Origin of the sequence: Yinghuangia soli, assembly GCF_021502675.1 — a bacterium.
Lineage (GTDB): Bacteria > Actinomycetota > Actinomycetes > Streptomycetales > Streptomycetaceae > Yinghuangia > Yinghuangia soli.
The window spans coordinates 177,420-190,220 of the sequence record NZ_JAKFHA010000007.1; the positions used below are offsets into that span (position 1 = coordinate 177,420).

Consider the following 12,801-nt stretch of genomic DNA (forward strand, 5'->3'; position numbering starts at 1 on the left):
CCCCGAGGAATCCCGAGGTCCCGGTCCCGTGCGCATCGTCAGGTTCTCCACCGGTGACGAGTCACCGCAGTTCGGCGTGCTGGCCAGCCGGCGCGACCAACCGAGCGAACTCGTGGTCGCCGAACTGGACGGCGGGCCGTACGACGGCATCGCGCTGAACGGCCGGACCCACGCCTTCGCGGACGTGCGCCTGCTGGCTCCCACGCTGCCCACCAAGGTCGTGGCGATCGGCAAGAACTACGCCGACCACGCCGCCGAGATGGGCGGCGACGTCCCCGCGGTGCCGATCGTCTTCCTGAAGCCGTCCACTTCGGTGACCGGCCCGGGCCAGGACATCGAGTACCCGGGCATCTCCGACGAGGTGGGGTACGAGGGCGAGCTGGCCGTCGTGATCGGCCGCATGTGCCGCGACGTACCGGCCGAACGGGTGCCCGAGGTGATCTTCGGCTACACGTGCGCCAACGACGTCACGGCCCGCGACCTGCAGCGCAGCGAGGGCCAGTGGGGCCGGGCCAAGGGCATGGACACGTTCTGCCCGCTGGGTCCGTGGATCGAGACCGAGCTGGACCCGTCCGACCTCGCCCTGACCACCACGGTCAACGGCGAGCTCCGGCAGTCCGGCCGCACCTCGCAGATGGTCCGCGGCATCACCGAACTGGTCGTCCACGTGACGGCCGCGATGACGCTGCTCCCCGGTGACGTGATCCTCACCGGGACCCCCGCGGGCGTCGGCCCGCTCCAGGTGGGCGACGAGGTCGCCGTCACCGTCGAAGGCATCGGAACTCTCACCAACAGGGTGATCAAGCGTGGCTAGCGAGCCCCAGGGCGCCGATGTGCGCGTCCGTTTCTGTCCGTCCCCAACCGGCAACCCGCATGTCGGGCTGGTCCGCACGTGCCTGTTCAACTGGGCCTTCGCGCGGCACCACGGCGGCACTTTCGTCTTCCGCATCGAGGACACCGACGCCGCGCGCGACTCGGAGGAGTCGTACGAGCAGCTGCTCGACGCGCTCAAGTGGCTCGGCTTCACGTGGGACGAGGGCCCCGAGGTCGGCGGCCCGCACGCCCCCTACCGGCAGTCGCAGCGCATGGACATCTACGCGGACGTCGCCAAGCGCCTGCACGAGGCCGGCCACGCGTACGAGTGCTTCTGCACCGCCGAGGAGCTGGAGGCGCGCCGCGAGGCCGCCCGCGCGGCCGGCAAGCCGTCCGGGTACGACGGCGCGTGCCGCGACCTGAGCGCCGAGCAGGTGGCCGCCTACCGCGCCGAGGGGCGCGAGGCGATCCTGCGCTTCCGGATGCCGGACCGCACCATCACGTTCACCGACCTGGTGCGCGGCGAGCTGTCCTTCGAGCCGGAGCACGTGCCGGACTACGGCATCGTGCGCGCGAACGGCAAGCCGCTCTACACGCTGGTGAACCCGGTCGACGACGCGCTCATGGAGATCACCCACGTGCTGCGCGGCGAGGACCTGCTGTCCTCGACGCCGCGGCAGATCGCGCTGTACGCGGCGCTCGCCGACATCGGCGTGGGCAACGGCACGACGCCGCAGTTCGGGCACCTGCCGTACGTCATGGGCGAGGGCAACAAGAAGCTCTCCAAGCGCGACCCGCAGTCGTCGCTGAACCTGTACCGCGAGCGCGGGTTCATCCCCGAGGGCCTGCTCAACTACCTGTCGCTGCTGGGCTGGTCGCTGTCCGCGGACCGCGACATCTTCTCCATCGAGGAGATGGTGGCGGCGTTCGACATCAAGGACGTCAACGCCAACCCGGCGCGCTTCGACCTCAAGAAGTGCGAGGCGGTCAACGCCGACCACGTGCGCGCGCTGGACCCGGCGGACTTCCGGGACCGCCTGGTGCCGTTCCTGCAGGGCGCCGGGCTGCTGCCCGCGCAGCCGTCCGCCGAGCAGCTCGAACTCCTCGGCAGCGCAGCGCCGCTCACCCAGGAGCGCATGGTCGTGCTGCGCGAGGCGGTCGGGATGCTCGGCTTCCTGTTCGTCGCGGACGCCGACTTCACGCGCGACGAGGCCGACGTGGCCAAGGTGCTGACCGCGGACGCCGCGCCGGTGCTGGAGGCCTCCGTCACCGCGCTCGAGTCCGTCGAGTGGGCCACCGACCCGATCCAGGCCGTGCTGCGCGAGGCGCTCGTGGACGGGCTCGGTATCAAGCCGAAGAACGCCTTCACGCCGCTGCGCGTCGCGGTGACCGGCCGGCGCGTGTCGCCGCCGCTCTTCGAGTCGATGGAACTCCTGGGCCGCGAGAAGACGTTGGCCCGGCTGCGCAGCGCGCTCGCGGTGACCGCCGCGGGCTGACGCCCGAGCAGCATCCCGGGAACACCCCGGGAACACCCCGGGAACACCCGAGGAACACCCCTGCAGGCCGGCGGGGCCGCGGCACGACCGCGGCGCCGCCGGCCTGCGGCGTTCTCCGGGACCGGCGGCCGGTGCGGACGTACGGGCGGACGCGCGCGGCACCGCTGCGGCGCACGCCTGCACCAGCCCCGCACACCTCGGTGTACGACCGTTCTGTCCGCTTAGATCCCGGTGTGCGGGCACCCTTGAGGGGCCTTCCGGAACCCGTTTTGGTCCGGCCCGCCTGATCGGGTAAAGTTCTACTCGTTCCGCCCCGCAGGGGGCCGGGACAAGCCAGCAAGATCCCCCGCAAGGGGTTCTGCATTGGGGTATGGGGTAATTGGCAGCCCGACTGGTTCTGGCCCAGTTAGTCTAGGTTCGAGTCCTGGTACCCCAGCTGTGTCACCGCAAGGACGACACGGCTGACGATCACCGCCAAGTGATCATCAGTTTCCGAGTATGGCCCCGTTGTGTAGCGGCCTAGCACGCCGCCCTCTCAAGGCGGTAGCGCGGGTTCGAATCCCGTCGGGGCTACTCAGGAAATACGTAGCAGTACCCGTCCCCCTCGGGGACGGCGCTAGGGCCCCGTTGTGTAGCGGCCTAGCACGCCGCCCTCTCAAGGCGGTAGCGCGGGTTCGAATCCCGTCGGGGCTACAGAGAAATCCCTTCACCATCAGGTGCGGGGATTTTTTGGTTTCCGGGTGTTCTCGGGGTACCGGGCCTGGAACGGCGCGGGGCCGCCCCGTTCGCACGGGACGGCCCCAGGGGGCTTGCTGCGGGTTTCTCAGGCCTCCGGGGAGGGCGTGAGTCCGGCCTTGAGGAGTCCGTAGGTGTAGGCGTCCTCCAGGGCCTGCCAGGAGGCTCCGATGACGTTCTCGGCGACGCCGACGGTGCTCCACTCGGTCTTGCCGTCGCTGGTCTCCACGAGGACGCGCGTGATGGCGTCGGTGCCGTGCCGGCCTTCGAGGAGGCGGACCTTGTAGTCGGTCAGCTCGAAGCCGGCCAGTTCGGGGAAGATCCGCTCCAGCGCGGTGCGCAGCGCGCGGTCGAGCGCGTTGACGGGGCCGTTGCCCTCGCCGGTGGCGACGATGCGCTCGCCCTTGGCGTGCAGCTTCACGGTCGCCTCGTTGACCTGCTCTCCGCCGCCGCGCTGCTCGCTGATCGCGCGCCACGACTCGAGCGTGAAGAACCGCTCGCGGGCGCCCACGACCTCGTCGCGCAGCAGGAGTTCGAAGGACGCGTCGGCGGCCTCGTAGGTGTAGCCGTTGGCCTCGCGGGCCTTGACCTGGTCCACCACGCGGCCGACCAGGTCGCGGTCGCCGGACAGGTCGTAGCCCAGTTCCTTGCCCTTGAGTTCGATCGAGGCGCGGCCGGCCATGTCGGAGACCAGCATGCGCATGCTGTTGCCGACCAGCTCGGGGTCGATGTGCTGGTACAGGTCCGGGTCCACCTTGATGGCGGAGGCGTGCAGGCCGGCCTTGTGCGCGAAGGCGGAGACGCCGACGTACGGCAGGTGCGTGGACGGGGCCAGGTTCACGACCTCGGCGATGGCGTGCGAGATGCGCGTCATCTCGCGCAGCTTGCCCTCGGGCAGGACCTGCATGCCCTTCTTGAGTTCGAGGGCCGCGACGACCGGGAACAGGTTGGCGTTGCCGACGCGTTCGCCGTAGCCGTTCGCGGTGCACTGCACGTGCGTGGCGCCGCCCTCGACCGCGGCGAGGGAGTTGGCCACCGCGCAGCCGGTGTCGTCCTGCGCGTGGATGCCGAGCCGGGCCCCGGTCTCGGCCTTGACGCGCGCCACGGTCCACTGGACCTGGCTGGGCAGCATGCCGCCGTTGGTGTCGCACAGCACGACCACCTCGGCACCCGCCTCGTGCGCGGTGCGTACGACCTGGGCGGCGTACTTGGGGTTGGCCTTGTAGCCGTCGAAGAAGTGCTCGCAGTCGACGAACACGCGGCGGCCCTGGGCGCGCAGGTGCTCGACGGTGTCCCGGACCATGGCCAGGTTCTCGTCGAGCGTGGTGCGCAGCGCGAGGTCGACGTGCTTGTCGTGCGACTTGGCGACCAGGCAGACCACCGGGGCCCCGCTGTCGAGGAGGGCCTGCACCTGCGGGTCCTCGGCGGCGGTGGTGCCGGCCTTGCGGGTCGCGCCGAAGGCGACCAGGACGGCGTTCTGCAGGTCGAGTTCGGTGCGGGCGCGGCGGAAGAACTCGGTGTCCCGCGGCACCGCGCCGGGCCAGCCGCCCTCGATGAAGCCGACGCCGAACTCGTCCAGATACCGCGCGATGGCGAGCTTGTCCGCAACCGTGAGGTTGATGCCCTCACGCTGGGATCCGTCGCGCAGGGTGGTGTCGAAGACGTGGAAACTGTCGTCGGTCATGTCCGTGGGTCTCCTGATGCGTTTTCAGGGCGGCTTGCAAGTGGTGGAACGTCGGCGGGGCCCGCGCGCGCTGCCTGGCCGAGGGGTGTCCGGCCAAAACAAAAGACCCCTCGCGGTCGCGAGAGGTCTGCGTGCGGGCGGTGGGCTGTTAACGCTTGCCCCTTGTAGGGGTTCAGCCCGATGCCGGCACGCCGCGGCTAATAATGAGCCACTGCTGCATAGTGGGCAGTCTGCCATACGATCCGGCGGCTGGTACGCAGGTCTCACCATTTGGGCGGGCGCACGCCCCTACGAGTGCGCACGCCCCCGCCGGGCGACCGCCCGCGCCGGGCCGGAAAAGAACCGCCCGTACCGCCCCCCACCTGGGGGAACGGTACGGGCGGAGGACCCTCGGCGGCGGGGTCAGACGATCTTGTGCAGCCAGTCGTGGGTGTCCGCGGCGTTGCCGGTCTGGATGTCGGTGAGCGCCTTGCGGAGCTCCATGGTGACCGGGCCGGCGCCGCCGTCGCCCACGGTCCAGGAGGCGTCGGTGGACTTCACCGAGCCGACCGGGGTGATGACCGCGGCGGTGCCGCACGCGAAGACCTCGGTGATCGAGCCGTCCGCGGTGCCGGCCTGCCAGTCCTCGACCGAGATCTTGCCTTCCTCGACGGCGTAGCCGCGGTCCTCGGCGAGCCGCAGCAGCGAGGCGCGCGTGATACCGGGCAGCAGCGAGCCGGTCAGCGACGGGGTGAGGATGCGCGCGCCGGGGCCCGAGCCCTGCACGAAGTACAGGTTCATGCCGCCCATCTCCTCGATCCAGCGGCGCTCGTTGGCGTCCAGCCAGACCACCTGGTCGCAGCCCTGCTCGGCGGCCTGGGCCTGGGCGACCAGCGAAGCGGCGTAGTTGCCCGCGCACTTGGCGGCGCCGGTGCCGCCGGGGGCGGCGCGCACGTACTCCTTGGACAGCCACACCGAGACCGGCTTGACGCCGCCCGCGAAGTAGGCGCCCGCGGGCGAGGCGATGACCATGAAAAGGAACTCGTTCGAGGGACGCACGCCGAGGCCGACCTCGGTGGCGAACATGAACGGGCGCAGGTACAGGCTCTGCTCCTCGGCGCCCGGCACCCACGCGCGGTCCTGCTTCACCAGCGCGTCGCAGGCCTCGACGAACAGCTCGACCGGGATCTCGGGCATCGCCAGGCGGCGGGCCGAGGCCTGGAAGCGCTTGGCGTTCTCCTCGGGGCGGAAGGTGACGATCGAACCGTCCGCGTGCCGGTACGCCTTGAGCCCCTCGAAGATCGACTGCCCGTAGTGCAGCGTCATGTTCGCGGGGTCGATGTCCAGCGACGCGTACGGGGTCAGCTGCGCGTCGTGCCAGCCGCGGCCCTCGCTCCAGCGGATCGTCACCATGTGCTCGGTGAACACCCGGCCGAAGCCCGGGTTCGTCATGCGAGCGGCGCGCTCGTCGTCCGACAGCGGGGTCGCGGTCGGCTTGAGGTCGATCGTCATGGAGGTCGTCATGGTTCCAGTGTCCTTCACCGAGGTTTTTGACGGGGGCATCAAGGCGCCGCCTATCGGTTGCAGACGTTAACGCAGTCCGACCGGGTACCGACAGCGCGGGCTCAGCCGGTGACAGCGAACTGAATCGCCGGTCCGGCTGGGGTCTCGCGCCGACGGTCCCGGTCGGCGTGCGGACTTCTACCGGCGATTCAGCCGGCTACTCGCTTGGCGAGGGCGTCGCCGATCTCGCTGGTGGAGCGGGCCCCGAGCGAGGCGCGCTCGGCCAGGTCCGCGTCCACCGCGGCCTCGACGGCGCGGGCCGCGTCGGTGTGGCCCAGGTGCTCCAGGAGCATCGCGACGGACAGCACGGTGGCGGTCGGGTCGGCCTTGCCCTGGCCGGCGATGTCGGGGGCCGAGCCGTGCACCGGCTCGAACATCGACGGGAATTCGCCGGACGGGTTGATGTTGCCGCTCGCGGCCAGGCCGATGCCGCCCGCGATCGCCGCGGCCAGGTCGGTGATGATGTCGCCGAACAGGTTGTCGGTGACGATCACGTCGAAGCGCTCGGGCTGCGTGACCATGAAGATGGTCGCCGCGTCCACGTGCAGGTAGTCCGTGGTGACCTCGGGGAACTCCGCGGCGACCTCGTTGAAGATCCGGGTCCACAGGTGGCCGGCGTACACCAGCACGTTGTTCTTGTGCACCAGCGTGAGCTTCTTGCGGGGGCGGGCCTGCGCGCGGGCGAAGGCGTCGCGGACCACGCGCTCGATGCCGAACGCGGTGTTGACGCTGACCTCGGTGGCGACCTCGTGCTGGGTGCCGGCGCGCAGCGTGCCGCCGTTGCCGACGTACGGGCCTTCGGTGCCCTCGCGGACCACCACGAAGTCGATCTGCGCGTCCTTGCCGAGCGGCGAGACGACGCCCGGGCCGAGCTTGGCCGGGCGCAGGTTCACGTGGTGGTCGAACGCGAAGCGCAGCTTCAGCAGCAGACCGCGCTCGAGGACGCCGGACGGCACCGACGGGTCGCCGATGGCGCCGAGCAGGATGGCGTCGGCTCCGCGCAGCTCGTCGAGGACGCTGTCCGGCAGCGTCTCGCCGGTGCGGTGGTACAGCCGGGCGCCGAGGTCGTACTCGGTGGTCTCCAGGGCGACGTCGGCGGGCAGCGCCGCGGCGAGGACCTTCAGGCCCTCGGCGACGACCTCTTGGCCGATCCCGTCGCCGGGAACCACTGCGAGACGGATGCTGTTGGCGTTGCGAGACATGAGCCGGACCTTACTCCTCGTCCCAGTTGTCGACATACGCGTTCCGGATGCTGGGACGGGCACGGGATGCCGGCGGGGGCAGGCCCGCCTGCGGTCGGGGGGCGGGGGTCAGCGGCGGTCGCCGTCGACGTCCCCGCCGTTGTCGCGGCGGTCCAGTGCGCGCTGCAGCGCCTGGGCGGCGTTCTTGCGGGTGGTCTCGTCCATGGTGCACTCCACGAGGTCTGGCCGGGGGCGGCCGGGGTTTCCGGGGGCGGCACGACGCGGGCCGCACGGATACGGCGGCGTGACGGGTCGTGCATCGCGGACGGGGCCTCGTGGGCGCGAATGTCCAGACGTGCCTACCTGAACCGGGAGATTTCGGAAGGTAGGACGTGCTACTTGTTTCACGGTAAGCGACAGGGTGGGCCGCTGTCCGCAATTTAGTCGGAGTTCCTACTATCTGAGATGGCGGGTACGCCAACGGAGTCGGATGAACACACGGACGGCCCCGGAGGCGATGCCTCCGGGGCCGTTCGGTGAGCTGGATGAAGCGGTGTGCAGATGGATGGAGCCGTGCTGCCCCGGGGTGCGGGGCCGCGGATCAGTCCGCGAGGTTGACCGGGCGGACGATGTCGGCACCGATCTCGGCGCCGATCTCGGCCAGCACCGCGGCCGGGATGACCGAGTCGACGGTCAGCGCGACCAGCGCCTCGCCGCCCTTGGCGGCCCGGCTGACCTGCATGCCGGCGATGTTGACGCCCGCCTCGCCGAGCAGCCGGCCGATCACGCCGACCACGCCCGGGCGGTCGCCGTAGCGCAGGAAGACCATGTGCTCGGTGAGCTGCAGGTCGACGTCGAAGCCGTGCACCTCGACGATCTTCTCGATGCGCTTCGGGCCGGCCAGCGTGCCGGACACCGAGATGGCGCTGCCGTCGTTGAGGGTGCCGCGGACGGTGACCAGGTTGCGGTGGTCCGGGCTCTCCGAGCTGGTGGTCAGGCGCACCTCGACACCGCGCTCCTGGGCGAGCAGCGGGGCGTTGACGTACGAGACCGACTCCTCGACGACGTCCGCGAAGACGCCCTTGAGGGCGGCCAGCTCCAGGACCTTCACGTCGTGCTGGGTGATCTCGCCGCGCACCTCGACGTCGAGGCGCTGCGCGACGCCGCCGGCCAGCGAGGTGAAGATGCGGCCGAGCTTCTCGGCGAGCGGCAGGCCGGGGCGCACGTCCGCGGCGATCTCGCCGCCCTGCACGTTGACCGCGTCCGGGACCAGTTCGCCGGCCAGCGCCAGGCGCACCGACTTGGCGACCGCGATGCCGGCCTTCTCCTGCGCCTCGTCGGTGCTCGCGCCCAGGTGCGGGGTGGCCACCACGTTGTCGAACTCGAACAGCGGGCTGTCCGTGCACGGCTCCTTGCTGAACACGTCCAGGCCGGCGCCCGCGACGCGGCCCTCCTTGAGGGCTGCGGCCAGCGCCTCCTCGTCCACGATCCCGCCGCGGGCGGCGTTGACGATGCGCACCGTCGGCTTGACCTTGTGCAGCGCCTCGTCGCCGATCAGGCCGATGGTCTCCGGCGTCTTGGGCAGGTGCACGGTGAGGAAGTCGGACTGCGCGAGGACCTCGTCCAGCGGCAGCACGCGGACGCCGACCTGGGCGGCGCGGGCCGGCTGCACGTAGGGGTCGTACGCGATGACGTTCATGCCGAACGCCGACATGCGCTGCGCGACCAGCACGCCGATGCGGCCGAAGCCGACCACGCCGAGGGTCTTCTCGGCCAGTTCGACGCCGGTGTACTTGGCGCGCTTCCACTCGCCGTTCTTGAGCGCGGCGTTGGCCGGCGCGATGTTGCGGGCCACCGAGATGATCAGACCGCAGGCGAGCTCGGCGGCCGTGACGATGTTGGAGGTCGGCGCGTTGACGACCATCACGCCGGCCTTGGTGGCGGCCGGCACGTCGACGTTGTCGAGGCCGACGCCGGCGCGCGCGATGACCTTCAGGCGCGAAGCTGCGGCGATCGCCTCGGCGTCCACCTTGGTCGCGCTGCGCACCAGGATGGCGTCGACGTCGGCGATCGCGGGCAGCAGCTCGGCGCGGTTCGCGCCGTCGCAGTGCCGGATCTCGAAGTCGGGACCGAGCGCGTCGACCGTGGCCGGCGACAGTTCTTCAGCGATGAGGACGACGGGCTTGCTCACTGCGATCCTTTGCTTTGGCGGCGGCGGTGACGGCGCGCCCCGGTACGCGCAGACGCGCGGGGGCGGGTGGGTCTGACGCGTCGCCGAGTCTAGTGCCGGGTTGTGAATGCCTTCACAGTCGTCCGGGGACTGGACGGGCGCGCGGCGGCTCCGCCCCGGCGCACGCCGGGCGCACCGCTGCTGCGGACCGGCTGCTCAGTCGGTGGCGAGGAACCAGCCGACGGTGACCCGGCGGGCCCCGCCGCGGTCCGCTATCACGACCTCGCCGGAACCGGGCCGGGGCAGCGGGAGCGTGCCGCCGTACGGCAGCGGGCGGCGCTCGCCGTCGTCCAGGAACACCTCGGCGACCGGGGCGTCCTGCGAGCCGCGCAGCCAGCCGACCTGCCAGCCGCCGGACTGGTCGCAGCGGAACTCCAGGTGCACGCGCGACACGAACAGCCAGTCGGCAGGGGTGACCAGGTGGCAGCGGGCCGCATCGCGGCCGACCGCGAGCACGGCGCCCGGGCGGCTCGGCGCACTCGCCATGAGCATGGCGACGGTCGCCGCGTCGTCGTCCCCCGAGGTGGAGGCCATATTCAGATCGAGCACCGGTTTCTTCCCCTCCCGGACAACCCCGAGCGATCCTGCGTGATCCCGAGTGATCTTGCGTGATCCTGCCTGATCCTGCGTGGTCCTGATGCCGCGGCGGGTCAGGACCCGTTGCTGCGGCGCGGCGGCTGCCCGCCGCAGGGGCAGCTCCCCTGCCCCGCTATGCCGTGCGTGACGGCGGTCTGCGCAATGAGGTCCCAGCCGCCGTGCACGTGGCGCACGGTGTCCAGGTAGTTCGGGCCGAGGAGTTCGTTGAGCTCGGGGCACAGGCCCGAGCTGTAGAACTCCCGGCGCAGCTTCGTCTTGCAGCGCTCCACGGTGGCCGCGGACAGGTGCAGCAGGTCGCACAGTTCGCGGGTGGACTTGGCGCGCTTGACCTGGCGGCCGTGGATCCAGTCGCAGGACATCGCGGTCAGCACCTCGACCTCGGTGTCGGACAACCGGTTCTGCAGGACGAACGGCGCGACGTCCTGGGTGGGCGGCACGCCGACGTCCGGCTCGGTGGGCTCGTCGCCGACCAGCCGCGGCAGCGACAGGCTCCAGGCCACGATCACCCGGCGCCGCCGGGCCAGGTCGCTGATCACGATGCGGCCGGCCCGCTGCCCGCCGAGCGGCAGCGTGGCGCCGTACGGCACCGGTTCCGAGACGCCCTCGCGGTCGATCTGCACGAGCGCGACCGGGCGCGTGTGCGAGCCCTGCAGCCACTCGACGGTCCAGCGCCGCTCGTCGGTGAACACGAATTCCAGGTGGATGCGCGAGACGAAACGCCAGTCCTTGGGGGTGGCCAGCGCGCAGCGCGACGGGTCCCGGCCCACCCCGAGCCGTTGTCCCGGCTCGCTGGGCATCTTCACCGTGCGCGACCTGGGCAGGTCGACGTCGCGCTGGTCAGCGTCGTCCGACGTCGCCGCGGTGAGGATCAGTTCGAGCATCGCCATCCGTCCGGTATCGGCCCCTTGTGGGGGCGCCTCGTGCGCAAGGTCGCGGTCCGACCGTACGACCTAGTGGGTCGCGGGGGAATCCTCGGGTCCCTCGCCGGTCCTCGCGCGCGGTGGCGCGGCCGCCGCGTTGGCGACCGGCAGCGCCTCGCATTCGATGACCACCGCGGTGGCATCGTCGTCGCCGCTCTGGACCGCGGTGACGGTCAGCGTGGTGGCGGCGTGGAACGGGTCCCCGTGGATCAGGTCGGCGACGGTCTCGTCGGCGAGGTGCCCCACGCCGTCCGTCGCCAGGACCACCCGGTCGCCCGGGTGGAGTTCGATGCGCTGCAGTTCCGGGTCGGGCTGCTGCGAGCCGCCGAGCGGCGTCGAGGTGAGCAGCCATGGGCGGCCGAGGTCCGCGGCGTTGCCCTGCTCGGTGAGCCGGAACGCGGCACCGCCGCGGACCAGCCAGCACACGCTGTCGCCGCAGCCGGCCAGGTGCAGCCGGCCTTCCTGGACCACCGCGGCGACCACGGTGGTGCGCATGCCTTCGTACGTCTGGCCGTGGCCGTGCCGGCGGACCGCGAGGTCGGCGACCGCGATCGCGGCGCGCAGCCGGTCGCTCCAGCCCGCGGAGAGGTCCGCGGCGGCCAGGTCGGCGACCAGGGTGCGGCACGCGACGTCGGCGGCGTACCAGCCCGAGGGGTGGCCGCCGAGGCCGTCGGCGACCACGAAGACGCTGCCCGTGGCGGCGTACCGGTCGTCGTTGTCCCGGGCGGTCAACTCGGTTCCGAGCCCCAGGCGTTCGCGGCGCACCGCGCGGCGGCGGCCGGGATGCGAGGCGGCCGACCAGGCGGACGCCTGGACTTCGACGTCCGCGCCGCCGGGGCGGGCGTCCTGGTCGCGGCGGCGCGCGACGCTGTCGGTGCGCGAGGTGGCCTCGATGTCGCCCTCCGGTTCGGCAGCAGGGGGTGCGGGTGGTGCGGCAGGCGGTGCGACGGGGGGCGCGGCGGGAGGTGCGGCCGCGGGCGGCGCGGGCGGCGCCGCGACGGGTTCGGGCGGCGGCGGGACGGCCGGCGGGTCCGCGGGCAGGGCCCGGACGGACGGCACCGTCGCGTCGTACTCGGGGGGCGGCGGCGGGGCGGGCGCCGCCGGGGTGGCGCGCGGTGCGGGCTCGTGCGCGTGCGCGGCGGCGGGTGCACCCGGCGCGTCGGCCAGGTCGTCGAAGTCGAGATACAGGTCGGCGAACATGTCGTCGCCCGCACCGGGTCCGGGATCGGCGGCCGCTGCCGCCGGCGGCCGGCGGTGCGGGTCGCCGGGCTGCGCGTCGTCCGGCGCGCCGCGGCCGTCGGCCCGCAACTCGTCCTGCCGGAGGGTGCGTTCGAACCCGGCGGGGGTGGGCGTGTCGTACCGCTCCCCCGGCAGGGACGCACGCCCGGGCGCACGGTCACCGGACGGTGATCCGCCGCGGGCCGACACGGCCCCCTCCCGGCGGATGGAGTCCCCTCTGCCCCTCATCTGCCTCACGCTCCACGAGGTCGGCCCGGAACGGCTTCCGGTGCGCCGGTCGAAACGGTGCCACCAGCATCGCGCCTGCGGGCGAAGCTTGGCACGGATCCACCCCTGCGAGTTCGATTGTTCCGCATGCGGCCGG

9 protein-coding genes and 3 tRNA genes are annotated in these 12,801 nt (G+C 72.0%); 5 read left to right on the top strand and 7 right to left on the bottom strand.

The genetic code is table 11. From position 1 onward, the window contains the following. The first annotated feature begins 28 nt into the window (after positions 1-28). The 5 genes from LZ495_RS15445 (at position 29) to LZ495_RS15465 (ending at position 3,002) form a co-directional block, all read left to right on the top strand. Positions 29-814 (top strand): fumarylacetoacetate hydrolase family protein, encoded by a 786-nt coding sequence (locus LZ495_RS15445; RefSeq protein ID WP_235052764.1) that lies wholly within the window; start codon positions 29-31, stop codon positions 812-814. Beyond that, on the top strand, positions 807-2,309 hold the full coding sequence (gltX, locus tag LZ495_RS15450) for a glutamate--tRNA ligase (protein WP_235052765.1): 1,503 nt from the start codon (positions 807-809) through the stop codon (positions 2,307-2,309). The genes LZ495_RS15445 and gltX overlap by 8 nt, the downstream gene beginning before the upstream one ends. A gap of 364 nt (positions 2,310-2,673) precedes the next feature. Beyond that, positions 2,674-2,745 (top strand) — tRNA-Gln (locus LZ495_RS15455). Between the two features lie 64 nt (positions 2,746-2,809). Beyond that, positions 2,810-2,882: transfer RNA gene (locus LZ495_RS15460), tRNA-Glu, on the top strand. A gap of 47 nt (positions 2,883-2,929) precedes the next feature. After that, positions 2,930-3,002, top strand: a tRNA-Glu gene (locus LZ495_RS15465). A gap of 130 nt (positions 3,003-3,132) precedes the next feature. Here the strand turns inward: LZ495_RS15465 and cimA are convergent. The 7 genes from cimA to LZ495_RS15500 all read right to left on the bottom strand — a co-directional run bounded on the left by cimA (position 3,133) and on the right by LZ495_RS15500 (position 12,626). Then, positions 3,133-4,728: a citramalate synthase gene (gene cimA, locus LZ495_RS15470; RefSeq protein WP_235052766.1), complete on the bottom strand. Its 1,596-nt coding sequence runs from the start codon at positions 4,726-4,728 to the stop codon at positions 3,133-3,135. A gap of 402 nt (positions 4,729-5,130) precedes the next feature. Next, positions 5,131-6,231, bottom strand: a complete 1,101-nt coding sequence (locus LZ495_RS15475) for a branched-chain amino acid aminotransferase (RefSeq protein WP_235052767.1) — start codon at positions 6,229-6,231, stop codon at positions 5,131-5,133. A 188-nt stretch (positions 6,232-6,419) separates the two neighbouring features. Continuing rightward, positions 6,420-7,472 (bottom strand): 3-isopropylmalate dehydrogenase, encoded by a 1,053-nt coding sequence (locus LZ495_RS15480; protein WP_235052768.1) that lies wholly within the window; start codon positions 7,470-7,472, stop codon positions 6,420-6,422. Between the two features lie 580 nt (positions 7,473-8,052). Further along, positions 8,053-9,642 carry a phosphoglycerate dehydrogenase gene (serA, locus tag LZ495_RS15485; RefSeq protein WP_235052769.1) on the bottom strand — a complete coding sequence of 530 codons (1,590 nt, stop codon included), beginning with the start codon at positions 9,640-9,642 and terminating at the stop codon, positions 8,053-8,055. Positions 9,643-9,837: 195 nt separating this feature from the next. After that, on the bottom strand, positions 9,838-10,230 hold the full coding sequence (locus tag LZ495_RS15490; RefSeq protein ID WP_235052770.1) for a hypothetical protein: 393 nt from the start codon (positions 10,228-10,230) through the stop codon (positions 9,838-9,840). 101 nt (positions 10,231-10,331) lie between these two features. Then, positions 10,332-11,165 (bottom strand): hypothetical protein, encoded by an 834-nt coding sequence (locus LZ495_RS15495; protein ID WP_235052771.1) that lies wholly within the window; start codon positions 11,163-11,165, stop codon positions 10,332-10,334. Between the two features lie 63 nt (positions 11,166-11,228). Beyond that, positions 11,229-12,626 (bottom strand): PP2C family protein-serine/threonine phosphatase, encoded by a 1,398-nt coding sequence (locus LZ495_RS15500; RefSeq protein ID WP_235052772.1) that lies wholly within the window; start codon positions 12,624-12,626, stop codon positions 11,229-11,231. Positions 12,627-12,801: the final 175 nt, after the last annotated feature.

What these genes read in the sequence shown, in the direction of transcription:
- cimA (WP_235052766.1), bottom strand. Translation starts at nt 4,728, where the DNA reads ATGACCGACGACAGTTTCCACGTCTTCGACACCACCCTGCGCGACGGA.
- LZ495_RS15475 (WP_235052767.1), bottom strand. Translation starts at nt 6,231, where the DNA reads ATGACGACCTCCATGACGATCGACCTCAAGCCGACCGCGACCCCGCTG.
- LZ495_RS15480 (WP_235052768.1), bottom strand. Translation starts at nt 7,472, where the DNA reads ATGTCTCGCAACGCCAACAGCATCCGTCTCGCAGTGGTTCCCGGCGAC.
- LZ495_RS15495 (WP_235052771.1), bottom strand. Translation starts at nt 11,165, where the DNA reads ATGGCGATGCTCGAACTGATCCTCACCGCGGCGACGTCGGACGACGCT.